The sequence below is a fragment of the Cryptosporangium minutisporangium genome, from assembly GCF_039536245.1.
GTDB lineage: Bacteria > Actinomycetota > Actinomycetes > Mycobacteriales > Cryptosporangiaceae > Cryptosporangium > Cryptosporangium minutisporangium.
On sequence record NZ_BAAAYN010000001.1, the window covers coordinates 202,272 to 219,417 of the forward strand.

The following is a 17,146-nucleotide window of genomic DNA, read 5'->3' on the forward strand; positions in this document are numbered from 1 at the left end:
AACGCACACCGCTCGACGCCCGGGGCGGCGGTCAGCGCTCGATCAGGGCGGCGCGGAGTGCGGGCACCGCCTCGGCGGGCAGGCCGTGCTTGGTCAGGTACTCCTCGGGGTCGCCGAGACGGTCCAGCGCGTGGCGGATCAGCTCCGGCGGGCACGCGAGCATCTCGCTGAGCATCGCGTCGGTGTGCTCACCCGGCGGCATCGTCGCCCGGATCTTGTCCGCGAACCCGGTGGAGAGGTTCTCCGCGGTAGCCGCGTAGTCCGCCTCGACGTCGGCCGGAGCGACGCCGAGCAGCGCATGGACGAGCGCGATCGTCAGGCCGGTGCGGTCCTTGCCCGCGGTGCAGTGCACGACCGCGGGCAACGCGTCCGGCTCGGCGAGGGCGGCGACGATCGCGGCGAGTGCGTCGCCGCAGTCGTCCACCATCAGGTCGTAGGCCTCTTCGAGGCTGCGCGGACGCCGCTCGGCCGCCATTCCGGCGAAGGCCGGGAGGTGCCGGTAGCGGATCGGCAGGTCGCCGAGCGCATCCGGCGCGATCTCCACCTCGGCGTTCTCCCGGAGGTCGATCACGGTCCGGATGCCGAGTTCGGCGAGCTGCGTCCGGCCGGTGTCGTCCAGACCGGCGAGCCCGTCCGCCCGGATCAACAACCGTCGCCGCACCGTCCCGCCGTCGGCGGTGGCGTACCCACCGGCGTCCCGGACGTTGTAGGTGCCGGGCAGCGGCAGGTTGCGGGTGGTGGCGGCCGTCATCTCGTCTCCTTCGCTCGCGACGTTCAGACCCGAGCATCAGCCGCCCCGGTGAACGCGGGGTGAAGCGTACGGGTCGATCGTCGACCCAGCCAGATCGGTAGTCTCAGGTCGGACAGCAATGCCCGGAGGAGGACAAATGGTCGGCATCACCGTCGTTACCGGAGCCGCCGGCGCGCTCGGGCGGGCGGTGCTCGCCGAGCTGACCGGCCGCGGCGGGACGGTCGTCGCGATGGACCGGCCCGGTGCTCCGCTGGACGAGGTCGGCGGCTGGGACGGCGTCCGGGCGATCGGCGTCGACCTGGCCGACCGGGCGTCGGTGCGCGACGCCTGGAAACAGGCCGACGAGTTCGGCACGCCGTCGGGGCTGGTCGCACTCGCCGGTGGCTTCACCCCCGGCAGCCTCGCCGACCTGGACGAGGACACGTTTGCCGGGCTCTGGGAGGGCAACGTCTCGACGCTGCTCTGGAGCGCGCAGCAGGCCGCGGCCCGGATGCCGCGGGGCTCGTCGGTCGTGACGGTGGGCTCGAAGACCGCGGTGAGCGGCAAGGCGCCGGTCGGACACGCGGCGAGCAAGGCCGCGGTCGTCCGGATCACCGAGCTGCTCGCCGACGAGCTGCGGCCGGCCGGCATCCGGGTCAACGCCGTACTGCCCTCGGTGCTGGACACCCCGGCGAACCGCAGCTGGATGTCTCCGGAGCTGGCGGGCAAGGCGGTCAGCACCGAGGCCGTCGCCCGGGTGATCGGGTTCCTGCTCAGCGACGACGCCGCACCGATCAGCGGCGCCCGCATCCCGGTGTACGGCGACGCCTGACCGGCGACGGCCGCCGGTCAGTCACGGAAGGCAGTAGACGTCCCCGGAGTTGGCCTCGTGGGGAAGCGCCTCCAGATGAGCGGCCATCGTCTCCGGCCGCACCCACTCGTCGAACTCGAACGCGAAGCTGTCCCCCAGCGACGCGTTGAAGCGCCCGAACCCCAGCGCGGCCGCTCGGTCCAGGCACCGCAGCGCCACGACCCGCTCGATCGTCGTGAACTCGAACGACAGCGCGGGCAGCGGGCCGCTCAAGCCGGCCAGCACCGAGTCCTCGTAACCCTCGACGTCGATCTTGGTGAACGCGGGGGTGCCGTACTGCTGGATCACGCGATCGAGCGTCACGGTCGGCACCTCGATCTTCGTGTCCCAGACCTGTCCCTCCCAGCCCCCGGCGCCGTCGGCGGCTCCCACGAAGTCCTTCGAGGCGGTGGAGACCGTGGGGTTCGCCGAATTGACGTAGAACTCCACGGTCCCCTCCTCGGCACCGCACGCGGCCTCGACGATCACCACGTCCTCGTCCCCGGCGTAGATCTCTCGCAGAGCCCGGCCGCACAGCGGCTGCGGCTCCAGCGCGACCACGCGGGCGCCCAGCCGACGGAACGAACCCACCCGCTCACCGACGTGCGCGCCGATGTCGAAGACGAGGTCTCCCGGGCGCACGAACCCCGCGTAGAAAGCGTCCAGCGCCGCGTCGTGCTCGGCGTTTCCGTAGTAGACCTCGAGCGATCGGTGGATCGACGACGCAGCCGGATCGGCCTTCAGTGACGAGATGGCGCTACTAGAGGTCATACCGAACGATACGAACCTCACCCCGCGGCGGTTCGCTCACCACTCACCCGTCGGCGGTAATAGGCGACCGTGACCACCGCGAGCAGCGGTCCCCACAGCAGCTGTGGCGCGTAGCAGGCGGTCATGATCGCGCCCGCGAGTCCCTGCGGAGCGTCCGGGTCCCCCATGTTCTCCGGCCCGAACCAGAACGAGGCGCTCACGAGCGAGAGCACGGTGATCCCCACCGCGCCGAGAACCGCCGGCACGACCGCCGCGGCGACGGGCACGACCCGACCGCCCACCCACGGGATCCAGCGGGGAAAGACCTCACCCCAGGGCCGGACGAGGCCCAGCGTCAGCAGCGCCAGCGCCTCGGCCAGCGCGCTCAAGGTGAGGACGTACGGCGTGATCCAGCCGGGCGCGGCGAACAGTTCGGCCAGCTCACCGCTGAACCCGACCGGGATGCCGAGCCCGAGCGCGACGCGCCACAGCCCCGACGGCAGCATGAGGAGCGGAACGGCGCGCGCGGTCCAGAGCAGCCAGCTCGGAACGGTCGAGCCGGTGATCGGAAGAGTTGTTGTCGTCATGGCATCGAGCCTCGGCGCCACGACAGCCGCGGCACAGATGCCGTCCGGCACCCGGACGGCCGAAACAGTGCCGATCGGCAGGGGTCGCTGACGCGCTTCTCGCCCCTACGCTCGGGCCCATGAACGTCGCCGCAGCGGCCTGCGTCCTCGCCGCTCTGCTCCTCGCGCTGGTGCGGCCGGGTCTGCGCGGCTCACGCGGCCCGATCGTGCTCGCCGGATCGGTCTCGCTCCTGATCACCCTGGTCAGTTCTCGCGACGGCGCGCTGTCGGCCGCCGACAGCGTGCTGGGGCTGGTCGAGACCGGCGCCCTGCTGATCCTGATCGGCGTCACCGCCCGCCGCCCGGGTCAGCTGCCGTTCGTGCTTCCCGGTGCGGTGGCGGTCGGCGCCTGGCTGCTCCGCGTCGAACCGCCGACGTCCGCGACGATCCTCTTCGGCTGCGCGACCTGGTTCGCCGCCGCGCTCGGCGCCGCCGGCATCGGGGCCTACCTGGGCTCGTTGGACGCCGCCCGGCAGCGGGCGGCAGCCGAGGCCCGGGCGGCGCAGCGCACGCTGATGGCGCGCGAGCTGCACGACTTCGTCGCCCACGACGTCAGCGAAGTGCTCGCGCTGGCGCAAGCCGGCCGGGTTCTCGCCCCGGCCGGAAGCCAGCTCGCGGAGCTCGTGCACGGGATCGAGACGTCGGCACGCAGTGCGCTCGCGTCGATGGATCGCACGCTCGACCTCCTCGACGGTGCGCTCGACCTCCGGCACCCGGCCCCGAGCCTGGCCGACGTCAACGAGCTGGTCGGTCGGTTCAGCGGATCGTTCCCCGCCGACGTCCGACTCGAGCTGGGCGCGGGGCTACCGGCCGGCGTCCCCCGCGAGGCCGGTGCCGCCGCCTACCGGGTGGTGATGGAGGCGCTGACGAACGTCCGGCGGCACGCGCCGAGCGCGTCCCGGGTCGACGTGCGATTACGCCGGGACGGTGGGCAGCTGGTCGTCGAGGTGACCGACGACGGCGGCGACGCGGTGGTCGCCGCGCGCGGCGGCCGCGGGTTGGTTGGCCTGACCGAACGGATCCGGCTACTCGGCGGCTCGCTGGACGCCGGACCGAGGGAGCGCCGCGGGTGGCGCACCACAGCGACGCTGCCCGTAAGCGGCCGATGACGATCCGGGTGCTTCTCGCCGAGGACCAGGCGCCGGTCCGGCTCGCCTTCCGGATCATCCTGGACGCCCAGCCGGACATCTCCGTGGTCGGCGAAGCCGCGGACGGCGCCGAGGCTCTCGAGCTGGCCCGGCGACTGCGTCCGGACGTCGTGCTCGCCGACATCCGGATGCCCCGGCTCGACGGTCTGGAGCTGACCCGGCTGCTGGCCGGGCCCGAGGTCACCGACCCGCTCCGCGTAGTCGTACTGACGACGTTCGACCTCGACGAGTACGTGCACACGGCGCTGGAGAACGGCGCGTGTGGCTTCCTGCTCAAGCGCTCCAGCCCGGCGTTGCTCGCCGAGGGCGTCCGTGCGGCCGCGGCCGGGGACGTGCTGATCAGCCCGGAGCTGACCGTCCGGCTACTCCGCTCCCGCGGCGGTACGCGGGAGCACCGGAGCGATCCGATTCCGCTCACCGAGCGGGAGCTGGCGGTGGCGCGCCTGGTCGCGCGGGGCCACACCAACGCGGAGATCGGAGCGGAGCTCTACCTGGCACCCGGCACGGTGAAGAACCACCTGGCCGCGATGGCCCAGAAGCTCGGCGTCCCCAACCGGGTCGGTCTGGCGGCCTGGGTCTGGGAGCGCGGGCTGGTCGAGCCGCGGTCGGCGGATCAGTAGGTCGGACACCCGACGCGCAACCGATGGTTGCGCATCACTCGGAGGCGCGTTACGTTCTTGTGCAACCAAAGGTTGCAGGAGGACAGCATGGAATTCGGATCCATCGAGCGCGAGATCTACGTCGACGCGTCACCCGACGTCGTGTTCGAGGTCGTGAGCAGCCCCGACCACGTCAAGGAGTGGTGGCCGGACGAGGCCCGATACGACCGCACGCCCGGCTCCGCCGGAGACATCGTGTTCGGTACGCGCGACGACGGCGGAACCGTGGTGTCGTTCACCGTCGTCGACGTCGCCCCGCCGCGGAGGTTCTCGTTCCGGTGGGCGCATCCGGCCGGCGAGGTCGCGGCCGAGGGCAACTCGATGCTCGTCACCTTCGACCTGACCCCGTCGGGCACCGGGACGCTGCTCCGGATGACCGAGACCGGTTTCCGGGAGATGGGCTGGGAAGCCGCCGTCCTGGAGCAGCAGTACCAGGAGCACGTCACCGGCTGGGACATCTTCCTGCCGCGGCTCGCGCCGTACGTCGCGACGCTGGTGGTGCGGCAGTGACCACGGCGGTGGCCGACACGGTCGACGACGAACTCTGGTCCGCGATCGGGGATCCGACCCGCCGCCGAATGCTCGACCTGCTGCTCACCGAGAGCGGCGGCACCGCGACCACGCTGGGCCAGCAACTGCCGGTTACCCGTCAGGCGGTGGCCAAGCACCTCGGCGTGCTCAACCGAGTCGGCCTGGTCCGGGCGATACCGGAGGGCCGGGAGAGGCGGTACCGAGTGGACGAAGCCCAGCTCGCCCGTGCAGTGGCCCAGCTTTCGTCGGTCGGCGCGGCATGGGACGCCCGACTGCAGCGGATCAAGCGGATCGCCGAGGCGATCCAGCACAACCGAGAGGAATAACGATGGTGGACATTCTGCACCGCGTCGGCATGAAAGACGGGACGCCCGAGAAGGTGTACGACGCGCTGACGACCGTCGACGGGCTGGCCGCCTGGTGGACCGACGACACGAAGGGCACCACCGACGTCGGTGGCGTACTCGAGTTCCGGTTCCCGCCCGGCGGCTTCGACATGGAGGTCATCGAGCTGCGGCCGCGCGAGGGGGTGACGTGGCGGGTGGTCGGCGGCCCCGACGAGTGGATCGGAACCACCGTCGACTGGGAGATCCGCCAGGACGGCGACTACACGATCGTCCTCTTCAAGCACCAGGGCTGGAAGGAGCCGGTCGAGTTCATGCACCACTGCAGCACGAAGTGGGGCGCGTACCTGATGAGCCTGAAGGCGCTGGTGGAGACCGGAGAGGGCACACCGGCTCCGCGGGACGTGCAGATCAGCAACTGGCACTGACCCCGGTCGGCCCGCACCCGAACGCCGAAAGACAACGCGGCGTTCGGGTGCGGGCCGACCCGTCCCGAATACTTCGCGCGGCGTTTTTGGGCGTGTGCACAGTACTCCGCGCGGCCCTTGACCGGCCTGCCCGCCACTCCTAGCGTTCGCCCCGATAGGTGGCACATCGGACGAATCCCGCCGGACGCTCACCGCCGCGCAGGAAAGGCTGATCAATGGTCGACCAGTCCTTACCGGAATCCGCTCGCAGGAACAGCCCGGCTCGCGGACGGCGCCGCGTCCGCCTCGGCGGCGTGCTCACGGCGGTGCTGCTGCTCCTCGCGGGCACGTGGACGGCCGGAGCGGGCCCCGCCCAGGCCGCCCCGCGCGCCGTCCCGATCGCCGCACCGGCGGAGTCGCGCGGTGCCGCGAAGGCGCCGCGGCCGGTGATCTTCGTGCACGGGTTCTCCGGATCCGGCGGCCAATTCGACAGCCAGGCCCGCCGGCTGACCAGCAACGGGTACCCGGCCACCTGGATCGAGGCCCACGAGTACGACTCGCTGTTCGCGACGAACACCCGCGAACAGGTCTACGCCGGCCTGGACGAGCGCATCACGCGCTTGCTCGCGGCGACCGGCGCCGACCGGATCGACCTGCTCGCGCACTCACTCGGCACCGCGCTCATGCAGGCGTACCTCAACAGCTCGCCCCAGCGGGCGGCCCGCGTCGCCCACTACGTCAACCTCGACGGGGCCTCCGCGACCGCCCCGCCCGGCAACGTTCCGACGCTGGCGGTCTGGGGCGAGGGCGACCCCGCCCGGACGATCGTCGGCGCGACCAACGTCGCACTCCCGAACCAGGCCCACACGCAGACGGTCAGCTCGCCGGAGACGTTCGCCGCGTTCTACCGGTTCTTCACCGGACGTGAGCCGAAGACGACGCGGATCGTCCCGCAGCGCGGACCGGTGGTCCTGGCCGGGCGCGCGGTGCTGTTCCCCAGCAACGTCGGGGTCACCGACGCGACGCTGCAGGTGTACACCGTGCACCCGCGCACCGGCACCCGGCTGCGCCACCGTCCGGATGCGACGTTCCGACTGACCGGCGACGGATCCTTCGGTCCGTTCCGGGGACGCGGTGACGTCCGGTACGAGTTCGCGATCGTGCGTCCCGGCGCGCCCGTCCACCACCTCTACTTCCAGCCGTTCCGACGCACCGACCGGCTCATCCGCCTGCTCAGCAGCCTGCCCGGCCAGGGCTTGGCCGCCCTGACCGAGAACAGCCCCACCTCCACCAACCTGGTCATCAGCAGGCAGAAGGAGTGGTGGGGTGACCAGGGCGCGGCCGGTGACTCGCTGACCGTCGACGGCCGGGAGATCCTCAACGCGGCGACGAGCCCCCGGTCCAAGCGGACGATCGGCATCTTCACGTTCGACAAGGGCCTGGACAAGACGACCGACCTCACGGCGCCGATCCCGGCGTTCTTCAGTCAGCCGTTCATCTCCGCCGTCGACCTGTACGTGCCGGCCAGCACGCCGCCCTCCCGCACGGTGCGGGTGGTCGTCCGGCCCCGCGGTGGCGGGGCTCCGGACGTGCTGACGGTCCCCAACTGGCCGTCGAGCACCGACCGGATCAGCTTGGAGTTCGACAACGACTGAGCGCGTATGGACGTGCCCGGATCAGGCGGCGCGGCCGACCTTCAGCTGGGCCGCGGTCTCCACCGCGCGCCGGCCCTGGTGCCGCGCCGCCTCCAGGGCGACGTCGCCGGGCGGGCCCTCGCCGGCCACGTGCGAGGTGCCGTACGGGTTGCCGGAACGGAACTGCACCGGATCGGTGTAGCCGGGGGGCACGATGATGCCTCCCCAGTGGTAGAACACGTTGCCCAGCGCCAGCAGCGTCGACTCCTGCCCGCCGTGGGCCGTGTTGGAAGCGGTGAACGCCGAGTAGACCTTGTCGGCGAGCCCGCCCGCGAACCACAGCGGGCCGGTGGTGTCGATGAACGCCTTGAGCTGGGCCGACACGTTGCCGAAGCGGGTCGGGGTGCCGAACAGCACCAGGTCGGCCCAGGCCAGGTCGTCGAGGCTCGCCTCGGCCACGTCGGCGGTGTCCTGGACGTGCTGGGCCCACTCGGGCCTGGCGCTGATCGCCTCCGGCGGCGCCGTCTCGGCGACCTTGCGCAGCCGCACCTGGGCGCCGGCCTTCTCCGCGCCCTCGGCGACGGCGCTGGCCAGCGCGTGCACGGTACCGGTCGCGCTGTAGTAGATGATCGCGGCGTTCACGGATTCCATGGCCGGTGACTCCTCGGGGTCGGCGTTCGCTTCACCGGGACCGACGACGCACCGCCGCGGAATGTGAGGCCTCACGTTTCGGTGCGGTGTTTCGTCGTAACCGGAGGAGGACGAGCAACCCGAGGGAGCCAGCGGCAGCATGACCACCCCGACCGACGAGCGCCGGCAGCTGATCAACGTCGCCTACCGGCTCCTCGGCTCGCTGGCCGACGCCGAGGACGCCGTGCAGGAGGCGTTCGCCCGCTGGTACGCCCTGACGCGGGAGCAGCGGGAAGCCATCGCGTCGCCCGGTGCGTGGCTGACGACGGTCGTCGGCCGGATCTGCCTCGACGTGCTCGGCTCCGCACGGGCCCGGCGCGAGCGTTACGTGGGCGAATGGATACCCGAGCCGCTCCCCGATCCCGGCGAGTGGATCAGTGGGCGGTCGGGCAGCACCACGGTCGACCCGGCCGACCGCGTCACCCTGGACGAGTCGGTGAACATGGCGTTCCTCGTGGTGCTGGAGTCGATGACGCCCGCCGAGCGCGTCGCGTTCATCCTGCACGACGTCTTCCGCTACTCGTTCGCCGAAGTAGCGGACGTCGTCGGCCGGACCCCGGCGGCCTGCCGTCAGTTGGCCTCCTCGGCCCGCCGCCGGCTCCGCACACCGCGGCCTTCCGAGACCCCGACCGCCCGGCGGGCCGAACTCGTCCGGGCTTTCCGGGACGCGTGGGGCGCCGCGGACATCGACGCGCTCGTCGAACTGCTGGCTCCCGACGCCACGGCGATCGGCGACGGTGGCGGCCTGGTCACTGCGGCGCCCCGGCCGGTCGAGGGCGCCGAGCGGATCGCACGCTTCTTCGCCGATCGCGCCGCCGCCGTGCCGGGGATGACGATGCTGGAGCGCACCGTCAACGGCCAGCCCGGCCTGGTGACTCAAGTGGACGACGTCACGGTGGCGGTGCTGGCGTTCGACGTCGCCGACGACCGGATCACGCGCATCTGGGCCGTCCTCAACCCGCTCAAACTCCGGCCGTGGCGGGCGCGAGAGCTCCGTCGCGGTGCTGACCCGGAGTGATGCCACGCACCCGTTTGAACGCGACGGTCAGGGCGAAGGCGTTGGCGTAACCGACCTGCCGGGCCACCGAGCTGATCGTCGCGTCGGTGGTGCGCAGTAAGTCGGCGGCGAGATCGAGGCGCCAGTGCGTCGTGTAGGTCATCGGCGGCTGCCCGACGAGCGCGGCGAACCGGCGGGCGAACGCCGCGCGCGAGGCCCCGACGGTCGCGGCGAGCGTCTCGACGGTCCACGGCCGGGCGGGATCGTCGTGGATCGCCTGCAGCGCGGGGCCCACGAGCGGATCGCCGTGCGCCAGGTACCAGCCGGGAGGGTCGGCCTCGGGCCGGGCGAACCACGCCCGCAGCGCGACGATGAGCGCCAGATCCAGCAGGCGGTCGAGAACTACTTGCTGACCCGGGCGGCTCCGGCTCACCTCCGCCGCCATCAGGTCCAGAACCGGCGATCGGAGCTCGTCGTGCGCCACCATGACGACCGCGGGAAGGGCGGTCAGTAGACGCCCGCTGATGTCGCCGGTGACTTGGTAGGTGCCGCTGGCCACGACCGCCGCGTGCTCCGACCGGCCCTGGTCGACGCCGGGGCCGAGCGCACTGGTGTACGTGGACAGCCGCAGCTCGGCGGTGACGTCGCGCCCGTCGGTCGTGGCGAGCCGGTTTCCGGGGTGGACGACGAGCGACGGCGGGGTGTCCGGATGGTCGGCGACGGTGTACGGAGCCGGCCCGAGGATGACCGCTACGTCGCCGGTGCGCAGCAGCGTGGGCTCGGCGTCGTCGGGAACGATCCAGGCGTGACCCTGGAGTGCGCTGGCGAGCGCGAGCGGTGCTCGGTCGGCGATCCGGAGGGCCCACGGCGGCTCGAGAACGGCCTGACAGAACGCCGCGGTGCGGGCACGCACGCCGTCGAGCAGGTCCCCCAGCGGGTCCATGGCCCGCAGCGTAGACGATCTGACAGCGAAGCGATCCGCAGGAACATGGATCGTCTCACCGACCCCGCCTTCACTGGGGAGTGAGCTCGACGGCCACGTCGAGGAGAGGAGCTCCACCATGTATGCGATCACTGGGGTCACCGGCCACGTCGGCGGCGCGACCGCCCGCGCACTGCTCGCCACCGCAGCGGCGGTACGCGTCGTCGTCCGCGACCAGGAGAAGGGCCGAGCGTGGGCCGAGCGGGGTGCCGACGTCGCCGTCGCCGACTTCACCGACCGGACGGCGCTCGCCGCGGCCTTCGTCGGATGCCGCGGCGCGTTCGTGATGCTCCCGACCATTCCGACCGCCACCGACGCCGACCACCGGCACCTGGCCGACACGATCGCGGGCGCCGTCGCGGACAGCGGCGTCCCGCACGTCGTCATGCTCTCCTCGGTCGGCGCGGAGCTGCCCGAGGGCACCGGCCCGATTCGCTGGCTGCACCACCTGGAGAGCCGCCTGCGCGAGACCGACGCCGTACTGACCGCGCTCCGCTCCCCGCACTTCCAGGAGAAGGTCGAGGCCGTGCTCGGTGCGGCGACCGGCGTCGGTGTGTACCCGGTCTTCGGCGACTCCCCCGACGTCCCCACCCCGATGGTCGCCACCCGGGACATCGGCGCCACGGTGGCTCGGCTGCTGACCTCGCCGCCGTCGGCCAGTGAGGTGGTCGATCTGGCCGCACCGAGCTATACCGAGCGGCAGGTCGCTGATGCGCTGGGCGCGGCACTCGGCGCACCGCTGCAGGTCGTTCCGATCCGCCGGTCGGACTGGCTCGGTGCACTGACCGACGCCGGCGTCCCGCCGCTGCTCGCCGACGAGCTGGTCGCGCTCTACGACGCGGAAGACCGGGGCGTGCTCCGGCCCTGCGGCGATCGTCAGCTCCGCTGCACCACGACGCTCGACGAGACGCTGCGCCATGTCGTCCAGGCGGCCGCCCGCGGTTGAACGGCCGGGGACGACGGACGGTCGATTCGGTGCCTGCCGTTGCGGGGCCTCGCACCGTCCGGTACGGAGGGTGGGTGAAGAAGCGAGCTCTTCTGACAGCTGTCCTCTGCGCAGTCAGCGCGGCGACGATCAGCGCGGCACCGGCGACCGCCGCGCCCCGGGAAGGCACGGGGCGCGGCGAGGTCCGGTTCGCGACCTACAACCTGTCGCTCAACCGGCCGACCCCCGGCCTGCTCCGGGAGCACCTGGCCAACCCGGACGTCGACGACGTCTACCGGCGCCAGGCGCACAACGTCGCGGAGGTCATCCAGCGCGCTCATCCGGACGTCGTCCTGATCAACGAGTTCGACTACGACTCGGAGGCGGCACGGCTGTTCGCCGAGAACTTCCTCGCGGTGTCCCAGAACGGCGCACCGGCGCAGCGCTATCCGTACCGGTTCGTCGCGCCGTCGAACACCGGAATCGCCTCCGGGTTCGACCTGAACAACAACGGCGTCGTCGACACGACGCCGGGTGATCAGGCCTACGGCGACGACTCCTTCGGGTTCGGGCTGTTCCCGGGCCAGTACGGGATGGTCGTCTACTCGAAGTACCCGATCGACGCGCGGGCGGTGCGGACGTTCCAGCTGTTCAAGTGGCGGGACATGCCCGGCAACGCGATGCCGGCCGACTTCTACTCGCCCGAGGAGCAGGCGGTCCTGCGCCTGTCGTCGAAGAGCCACTGGGACGTGCCGATCCGGGTGGGCAAGAAGACCGTGCACTTCCTGACCTCGCACCCGACGCCGCCGACGTTCGACGGGCCGGAGGACCGCAACGGGCGGCGCAACCACGACGAGATCCGGTTCTGGGCCGACTACGTGACGCCGCGGAAGTCGTCGTACATCTACGACGACAAGGGCAGGAAGGGCGGCCTGAAGCCGGGCCAGAACTTCGTGATCGCCGGGGACCAGAACGCCGACCCGTACGACGGTGACTCGTACCAGAGCGCGATCCGGCAGCTGACCGAGCACCCGCTGGTCAACGCCCGGACCACGCCGGCCAGCCCCGGGGCGGCCGAGGCGACGACGCTGCAGGGCGGCGCGAACCTGACCCACCGCGGCGACCCCCGCTTCGACACCGCCGACTTCTCCGACACCGCGCCGGGCAACCTGCGCGCCGACTACGTCCTGCCGCGGGTGGGCACCAAGGTCGCCGGCTCCGGCGTCTTCTGGCCCGTCCGGGCCGACCCGCTGTTCCGCCTCACCGGCGTCTTCGATCCCCAGTGGTCGGCGGTGAACGGCTTCCCGACGTCGGACCACCGGCTCGTCTGGGCGGACCTGGTGCTGCGCTGACGCTTCCTGGCCCACCGGCCTACCGGTGGGCCAGGAAGCGGGCGAGTCCTTCGGCCATCCCGGCGGGGTTCTGGACGTGCAGCAGGTGACTTGCGTCGGCGAGGACGAAGGGCTCGGCGCGGGGCAGCCACGCCCGCAGCAGCTCGTGGCGCCGGCCGAACACCGGGGACACCTCGTGGCTGCGCGCACCGAGTACCAGCAACACCGGCTGCTCGACCCGCCTCGCCTCGTCGGGGCCGAACGGCCAGTCGCGGACGGCGGGGAGTTCTTGGCCGAAGAACGTGTCGGCGTCACCTACCGCCTGGTCGAACGCACCGGGTTCGACCCGTTCGAGCGCCTCGCGGTAGTCGGGCCCAGCAACGCCGCGCAGCCACACGTCGACCGCGGCAGCCTTCTCCCCGGCCTGGTAGTGCCGCATCGCGTCCCCGGCGAAGGGCCCGGTGGGCACCGTGAGCAGAGCCGTTTCCAGCAGCGCGAGCGAGCGCACCGCCGCCGGGTGGTCCAGCGCGAGCTGCAGGGCGATGTCGGCGCTGGAGGAGTGCCCGACGACGTCCGCGCGCCCGAGGCCCAGGTGCCGCATCAGCGACCAGCAGTGTGCGGCCTGGTCACCCACGCTGACGGGCCCGTCGATCCGGTCACTGCCCGCGTATCCGACGCGGTGGTAACGGATCAGCCGGCGCTCACCGGCCAGCTCCGGCCGCTCCAGCAGGCACCGGAACGAGCCCGCGCAGAGGCCGCCGTGGAGAAGGATCAGCGGCTCGCCGCTTCCCCGGACCTCGTACTCGAGCCGGACGTCGCGATCAGCCCGGACCGCCGCGCGCAGCATGACCGTCACGTCCGGTGGGCGACGATCAGCTGGACCTCGAGCGGCGCGTTCACCGTGCCGTCCGCGGCGACGAACGGAGCGAGCGCGGTCCGGCAGTCCTCGACGATCCGGTCGCGGACCGCCCGGTCGACCCGGTCGGCGAGGGGTAGCAGCTCGGCGGCGAGGAACGTGTCCAGCGAGCCCAACCGGGTCGCGCCCAACCAGGTGTCGAAGCGGTCGATTCGGAGGGACGCCGTCTCGAACAGCCCCACGAGCAGGTCCGGCTCCCCCACGGCGAAGTAGGTGCCGAGCAGCTCGGATACCTCCGGCTCGGCGTGCCGAGCGACCACGTCGGCCAGTGCCTGGTAGCCCGGGCTGGCCGTCAGCCGGCCCGGGACCTGCACCGCCACCCGACCGTCCGCGCGGGAGACCCGACCCATCTCCCGGAGCGCCGTCGCCCGATCACCGACGAACATGAGCGCGGCCTGAGACAGTACGACGTCGAACGAACCGTCGTCGAACGGCAGCGCGCAGGCGTCGCCGAGCCGCCACTCGAGGTCCGGCCGTACACGCTCGGCGACGCCGAGCATCGCCTCGTTCAGGTCCACACCGACGACCGACCCGGCCGGGCCCACCCGGTCGGCAGCGGTCCGGGCCACCACACCGGTGCCACAGGCCACGTCGAGTACGGAGGTGCCGGAGGTCACCGCGGCGGCGTCCACGAGCCGGTGCGCCCACGGGGCGAACAGCGCCGGCACGAAGGTCGACTCGTAGAACTCGGCCATCTCCGCGGACATCACGTAGGCCTCGGACATCGCGTCTCCTTCCGCCTGCGGCGGGCCTCTCGACGAGCCCGACGCCACCCAGGCAAGCACCGGCCCGGCCGGGGCGACAGTTCGATTTCTGGATTCCGGCCGGTCGCCGTGTACGCCGCGCTTCCCCTTCCCGGGCGGAAGGCGGATCGTGAGGGGATGCGAGGCTACGGACAGTACTGTCCCATCGCGCTCGCGGCCGAGGTGTTCGCGGAACGGTGGACGCCGATCATCATCCGGAACCTGTACCTCGGCTGCGGCCGGTTCACCGAGATCCTGGACGGCGCTCCGGGGCTTCCCCGCAGCGTGCTCTCGCAGCGATTGCGTGCGCTCCGGCGGGCCGGCGTCGTCGACCGCACCCAGACCGGCCGGTCCACGACGTATGCGCTCAGCCCGAGCGGTTCCGAACTCGCGCAGGTCTGCCTCGCGCTCGGCGCGTGGGGCGCCCGCTGGCGGGAGGCCCAACCCGAGAACCAGGATCCCTACCTCGCCTTATGGACGGTCTCCCGGATGATCGCACCGGACACTCTGCCGCGCTCCAGGGTGGTGGTGCGTTTCCACGTGACCGGGAGTCCGGTGCCGAACGTCTTCTGGCTCGTGCTGTCCGCCACCGGCAACGAGGTCTGCGTCAAGTTCCCCGGCTTCGCCGAGGACGGCCACGTCTCCGCGGACACCGCCACTCTGGTGCGGTGGTACGCGGGTGAGCTCAGTCTGGACGCGGCCCGACGGAGCGGGCGGATGACGGTGACCGCCGCGCCGTGGCTGGTCGAACAGCTTGCGGGCTGGGGTCGGCTGAACCCGTACGCGGGGACGAGTCGTCCGGCCCTCGCCTGAGCGCTGCGGGTGCGGCCGGCGCGTGCCAGCTCGCCAGCATTCGCAGGCGCTCCTCGCTCGGCGAGCCCAGTGCCGCCGAGTAGACGACGAGCGTCTGGTCGGCGGACGCGGGCGAGCGCAGGCTCTCCCACGACAAGTCCAGCTCGCCGACGGCCGGGTGGTGGAGCGTGACCGAGCCGAACGTCTTCTCGCGAACGTTCTGGGCGGCCCAGCGGGCGCGGAACGCGTCGCTCTTGATCGACAGCTCACCGATGAGCGCCGCGAGCTCCGGGTCGTCGGGCAACCGCCCGGCTTGCAGGCGCAGGAAGCCGACGACGTCGTCGGCCTTGGTCTCCCAGTCGGTGTAGAGCGACTGCCAGCTCTCCTCCAGGTAGACCAGTCGTGCCATGCAGCGGTGCGCGGGTGGGAGCGCGTCGAAGTCGGCGAAGAGCGCCGCCGCGAGCGGGCTCCACGCGAGAACCTCGGTACGCGGTCCGACGACGTACGCAGGGTGGCCGTCGAACGTGTCGAGCAGCAGCCGCAGTCCCGGCCGGACGGACACCCGCGGCGCCCGCCGCCGTCGTCCGGGCTTCTCCGGGCGGGCGAGGTTCGCCAGGTGCGCACGCTCGGCGTCGTCGAGGCGAAGCGCACGGGCGAGCGCGTCGAGGACGACGTCGGACACGGCACCGGCGCGGCCCTGTTCGAGCTCGACGTAGTAGTCGACGCTGACGCCCGCCAACAGAGCGAGTTCCTCGCGACGCAAGCCGGGGACGCGGCGGCTCCCGATGCCCGGCGGCAGCCCGACGTCCGACGGACGCAGCCGGGCGCGACGGGAGCGAAGGTAGGCACCGAGTTCGGTACGACGGTCCATGGCGGAATCGTGCCTCAGCCGTTCGGCGAGTAGCCAGGGGTTCGCAACCCCAGGGTGCAGGGCCAACTGCCTACCGCGACCGGAAGCGCCCAGCATCGACGCCATGACGAACAGAACGCTCACCACCCGGCCGCTCGGCCGGAGCGGTATCGACATCAGCCCGGTCGGCTTCGGCGCCTGGGCGATCGCCGGCCCGAGTTGGGGCTTCGGCTGGGGCGCCCAGGACGACGCCGACTCGGTCGCGGCGATTCACGCGGCCGTCGAGGCGGGCGTGAACTGGATCGACACCGCCGCGATCTACGGTGCGGGCCACTCCGAGGAGGTCGTCGGCCGGGCACTGCGTGCGCTCCCCCGCGCCGACCGGCCGCTCGTTTTCACCAAGTGCGGGCTGGTGTTCGAAGACCCGACCGACCCGTTCGGCCAGGCCCGCAAGTTGATGCGCCCGGACGTCGTGCGGCGCGACCTGGAGGGGTCGCTCCGGCGGCTCGGCGTGGAGGCCATCGACCTCTACCAGGTCCACTGGCCCGGCGACGGGGAGTTGCTGGGCGGCGTCGGCGACGGCGGGAGCACCGGCGACTCGCCGCTCGCCACTCCGCTCGAGGAGTACTGGCAACTCATGGCCGACCTGCGCGCCGAGGGGAAGGTCCGCGCGATCGGCCTGTCGAACCACGACGTCGCTCTGCTCGAACGCGCGGAGGCGGTCGCGCACGTCGACGCGATCCAGCCGCCGTTCTCGGCGATCCACCGCGGCGCGGCGGCGGAGATCGCGTGGGCCGCGGCGCACGACACCGGCGTGATCGCGTACTCGCCGATGGTCTCCGGACTGCTGAGTGGCACGTTCGACGCCGAGCGCGTCGCCGCGCTGCCCGCCAACGACTGGCGTCGTCACCACCCGGACTTCACCGACCGCTTGGCGGCGAACCTCGCCGTCGCCGACGCGCTCGCCACCGTCGCCGCGCGCCACGCGGTGCCGGTCGCCGCGGCGGCCGTCGCCTGGGTACTGGCCTGGCCCGGCGTCACCGGCGCGATCGTCGGTGCCCGACGCCCGGACCAGCTGGCCGGCTGGACACCCGCCACCGGCCTGCGCCTCACCAGCGCGGACCTCACCCTCGTCGCCGACGCGCTGGTCGCGTCCGGCGCCGGCGAAGGTCCGCTCCGCCCCGCCGCCTGATCCGCGCTGACGATCGTCTCAGCGACGGGCCGGGAGCCCCCGCTCCCGG

General features: G+C 72.3%; 19 protein-coding genes and 1 pseudogene. 12 read left to right on the plus strand and 8 right to left on the minus strand.

Features of this window, described 5'->3' with window-relative positions:
* Positions 1-31 precede the first annotated feature (31 nt).
* Positions 32-751 (minus strand): tyrosine-protein phosphatase, encoded by a 720-nt coding sequence (locus ABEB28_RS01100; protein WP_345726008.1) that lies wholly within the window; start codon positions 749-751, stop codon positions 32-34.
* A gap of 136 nt (positions 752-887) precedes the next feature.
* On the opposite strand from ABEB28_RS01100, the gene ABEB28_RS01105 reads away from it, so the two are divergent.
* Positions 888-1,562, plus strand: coding sequence for an SDR family oxidoreductase (locus ABEB28_RS01105; RefSeq protein WP_345726009.1), 675 nt, complete (start codon positions 888-890; stop codon positions 1,560-1,562).
* Between the two features lie 21 nt (positions 1,563-1,583).
* Here ABEB28_RS01105 and ABEB28_RS01110 read toward each other — a convergent pair whose 3' ends face one another.
* Both ABEB28_RS01110 and ABEB28_RS01115 read right to left on the minus strand, forming a co-directional pair.
* Positions 1,584-2,351 carry an FkbM family methyltransferase gene (locus tag ABEB28_RS01110; protein WP_345726010.1) on the minus strand — a complete coding sequence of 256 codons (768 nt, stop codon included), beginning with the start codon at positions 2,349-2,351 and terminating at the stop codon, positions 1,584-1,586.
* 17 nt (positions 2,352-2,368) lie between these two features.
* The gene (locus ABEB28_RS01115) at positions 2,369-2,917 is read right to left on the minus strand and encodes a hypothetical protein (RefSeq protein WP_345726011.1); all 549 of its coding nucleotides are present in this window, start codon (positions 2,915-2,917) and stop codon (positions 2,369-2,371) included.
* Between the two features lie 119 nt (positions 2,918-3,036).
* On the opposite strand from ABEB28_RS01115, the gene ABEB28_RS01120 reads away from it, so the two are divergent.
* From ABEB28_RS01120 to ABEB28_RS01145, 6 genes are all read left to right on the plus strand, one after another.
* Positions 3,037-4,065, plus strand: coding sequence for a sensor histidine kinase (locus ABEB28_RS01120; RefSeq protein WP_345726012.1), 1,029 nt, complete (start codon positions 3,037-3,039; stop codon positions 4,063-4,065).
* Positions 4,062-4,724 (plus strand): response regulator, encoded by a 663-nt coding sequence (locus ABEB28_RS01125; protein WP_345726043.1) that lies wholly within the window; start codon positions 4,062-4,064, stop codon positions 4,722-4,724. Before ABEB28_RS01120 ends, ABEB28_RS01125 begins: the two co-directional genes overlap by 4 nt.
* 87 nt (positions 4,725-4,811) lie before the next feature.
* Entirely contained in the window at positions 4,812-5,273 is a 462-nt protein-coding gene (locus ABEB28_RS01130) for an SRPBCC family protein (protein WP_345726013.1), read from the plus strand.
* Positions 5,270-5,620 (plus strand): ArsR/SmtB family transcription factor, encoded by a 351-nt coding sequence (locus ABEB28_RS01135; protein WP_345726014.1) that lies wholly within the window; start codon positions 5,270-5,272, stop codon positions 5,618-5,620. The genes ABEB28_RS01130 and ABEB28_RS01135 overlap by 4 nt, the downstream gene beginning before the upstream one ends.
* Before the next feature lie 2 nt (positions 5,621-5,622).
* On the plus strand, positions 5,623-6,066 hold the full coding sequence (locus ABEB28_RS01140) for an SRPBCC family protein (protein ID WP_345726015.1): 444 nt from the start codon (positions 5,623-5,625) through the stop codon (positions 6,064-6,066).
* Between the two features lie 293 nt (positions 6,067-6,359).
* Positions 6,360-7,700, plus strand: coding sequence for an alpha/beta fold hydrolase (locus ABEB28_RS01145; RefSeq protein WP_345726016.1), 1,341 nt, complete (start codon positions 6,360-6,362; stop codon positions 7,698-7,700).
* A 21-nt stretch (positions 7,701-7,721) separates the two neighbouring features.
* Here ABEB28_RS01145 and wrbA read toward each other — a convergent pair whose 3' ends face one another.
* Entirely contained in the window at positions 7,722-8,330 is a 609-nt protein-coding gene (wrbA, locus tag ABEB28_RS01150) for an NAD(P)H:quinone oxidoreductase (RefSeq protein ID WP_345726017.1), read from the minus strand.
* 139 nt (positions 8,331-8,469) lie between these two features.
* Between wrbA and sigJ the strand changes: the two genes are divergently transcribed.
* On the plus strand, positions 8,470-9,387 hold the full coding sequence (gene sigJ, locus ABEB28_RS01155; RefSeq protein ID WP_345726018.1) for an RNA polymerase sigma factor SigJ: 918 nt from the start codon (positions 8,470-8,472) through the stop codon (positions 9,385-9,387).
* Here sigJ and ABEB28_RS01160 read toward each other — a convergent pair.
* On the minus strand, positions 9,332-10,309 hold the full coding sequence (locus tag ABEB28_RS01160; RefSeq protein WP_345726019.1) for an AraC family transcriptional regulator: 978 nt from the start codon (positions 10,307-10,309) through the stop codon (positions 9,332-9,334). The genes sigJ and ABEB28_RS01160 overlap by 56 nt on opposite strands.
* Positions 10,310-10,427: 118 nt before the next feature.
* On the opposite strand from ABEB28_RS01160, the gene ABEB28_RS01165 reads away from it, so the two are divergent.
* Together ABEB28_RS01165 and ABEB28_RS01170 are read left to right on the plus strand one after the other, a co-directional pair.
* Positions 10,428-11,294, plus strand: a complete 867-nt coding sequence (locus tag ABEB28_RS01165) for an NmrA family NAD(P)-binding protein (protein WP_345726020.1) — start codon at positions 10,428-10,430, stop codon at positions 11,292-11,294.
* Between the two features lie 74 nt (positions 11,295-11,368).
* Positions 11,369-12,625, plus strand: coding sequence for an endonuclease/exonuclease/phosphatase family protein (locus tag ABEB28_RS01170; protein WP_376980490.1), 1,257 nt, complete (start codon positions 11,369-11,371; stop codon positions 12,623-12,625).
* A 19-nt stretch (positions 12,626-12,644) separates the two neighbouring features.
* On the opposite strand, the gene ABEB28_RS01175 is transcribed toward ABEB28_RS01170, so the two are convergent.
* Both ABEB28_RS01175 and ABEB28_RS01180 read right to left on the minus strand, forming a co-directional pair.
* On the minus strand, positions 12,645-13,451 hold the full coding sequence (locus tag ABEB28_RS01175; RefSeq protein ID WP_345726045.1) for an alpha/beta fold hydrolase: 807 nt from the start codon (positions 13,449-13,451) through the stop codon (positions 12,645-12,647).
* A gap of 5 nt (positions 13,452-13,456) precedes the next feature.
* Positions 13,457-14,245, minus strand: a complete 789-nt coding sequence (locus tag ABEB28_RS01180) for a methyltransferase domain-containing protein (protein WP_345726021.1) — start codon at positions 14,243-14,245, stop codon at positions 13,457-13,459.
* A 156-nt stretch (positions 14,246-14,401) separates the two neighbouring features.
* On the opposite strand from ABEB28_RS01180, the pseudogene ABEB28_RS01185 reads away from it, so the two are divergent.
* Positions 14,402-14,692 (plus strand): annotated as a pseudogene (locus ABEB28_RS01185) (winged helix-turn-helix transcriptional regulator); the annotation flags it as partial.
* A 256-nt stretch (positions 14,693-14,948) separates the two neighbouring features.
* Here the strand turns inward: ABEB28_RS01185 and ABEB28_RS01190 are convergent.
* Positions 14,949-15,926: a helix-turn-helix transcriptional regulator gene (locus ABEB28_RS01190; RefSeq protein ID WP_345726022.1), complete on the minus strand. Its 978-nt coding sequence runs from the start codon at positions 15,924-15,926 to the stop codon at positions 14,949-14,951.
* A 103-nt stretch (positions 15,927-16,029) separates the two neighbouring features.
* Between ABEB28_RS01190 and ABEB28_RS01195 the strand changes: the two genes are divergently transcribed.
* Positions 16,030-17,097 carry an aldo/keto reductase gene (locus tag ABEB28_RS01195; protein ID WP_345726023.1) on the plus strand — a complete coding sequence of 356 codons (1,068 nt, stop codon included), beginning with the start codon at positions 16,030-16,032 and terminating at the stop codon, positions 17,095-17,097.
* Positions 17,098-17,146 lie beyond the last annotated feature (49 nt).

Excerpts from the sequence above, each read along its gene's own strand:
- ABEB28_RS01100 (WP_345726008.1), bottom strand. The coding sequence starts at position 751 with ATGACGGCCGCCACCACCCGCAACCTGCCGCTGCCCGGCACCTACAAC.
- ABEB28_RS01105 (WP_345726009.1), top strand. The coding sequence starts at position 888 with ATGGTCGGCATCACCGTCGTTACCGGAGCCGCCGGCGCGCTCGGGCGG.
- ABEB28_RS01110 (WP_345726010.1), bottom strand. The coding sequence starts at position 2,351 with ATGACCTCTAGTAGCGCCATCTCGTCACTGAAGGCCGATCCGGCTGCG.
- ABEB28_RS01115 (WP_345726011.1), bottom strand. The coding sequence starts at position 2,917 with ATGACGACAACAACTCTTCCGATCACCGGCTCGACCGTTCCGAGCTGG.
- ABEB28_RS01120 (WP_345726012.1), top strand. The coding sequence starts at position 3,037 with ATGAACGTCGCCGCAGCGGCCTGCGTCCTCGCCGCTCTGCTCCTCGCG.
- ABEB28_RS01125 (WP_345726043.1), top strand. The coding sequence starts at position 4,062 with ATGACGATCCGGGTGCTTCTCGCCGAGGACCAGGCGCCGGTCCGGCTC.
- ABEB28_RS01130 (WP_345726013.1), top strand. The coding sequence starts at position 4,812 with ATGGAATTCGGATCCATCGAGCGCGAGATCTACGTCGACGCGTCACCC.
- ABEB28_RS01140 (WP_345726015.1), top strand. The coding sequence starts at position 5,623 with ATGGTGGACATTCTGCACCGCGTCGGCATGAAAGACGGGACGCCCGAG.
- wrbA (WP_345726017.1), bottom strand. The coding sequence starts at position 8,330 with ATGGAATCCGTGAACGCCGCGATCATCTACTACAGCGCGACCGGTACC.
- sigJ (WP_345726018.1), top strand. The coding sequence starts at position 8,470 with ATGACCACCCCGACCGACGAGCGCCGGCAGCTGATCAACGTCGCCTAC.
- ABEB28_RS01160 (WP_345726019.1), bottom strand. The coding sequence starts at position 10,309 with ATGGACCCGCTGGGGGACCTGCTCGACGGCGTGCGTGCCCGCACCGCG.
- ABEB28_RS01165 (WP_345726020.1), top strand. The coding sequence starts at position 10,428 with ATGTATGCGATCACTGGGGTCACCGGCCACGTCGGCGGCGCGACCGCC.
- ABEB28_RS01175 (WP_345726045.1), bottom strand. The coding sequence starts at position 13,451 with ATGCTGCGCGCGGCGGTCCGGGCTGATCGCGACGTCCGGCTCGAGTAC.
- ABEB28_RS01180 (WP_345726021.1), bottom strand. The coding sequence starts at position 14,245 with ATGTCCGAGGCCTACGTGATGTCCGCGGAGATGGCCGAGTTCTACGAG.
- ABEB28_RS01190 (WP_345726022.1), bottom strand. The coding sequence starts at position 15,926 with ATGGACCGTCGTACCGAACTCGGTGCCTACCTTCGCTCCCGTCGCGCC.
- ABEB28_RS01195 (WP_345726023.1), top strand. The coding sequence starts at position 16,030 with ATGACGAACAGAACGCTCACCACCCGGCCGCTCGGCCGGAGCGGTATC.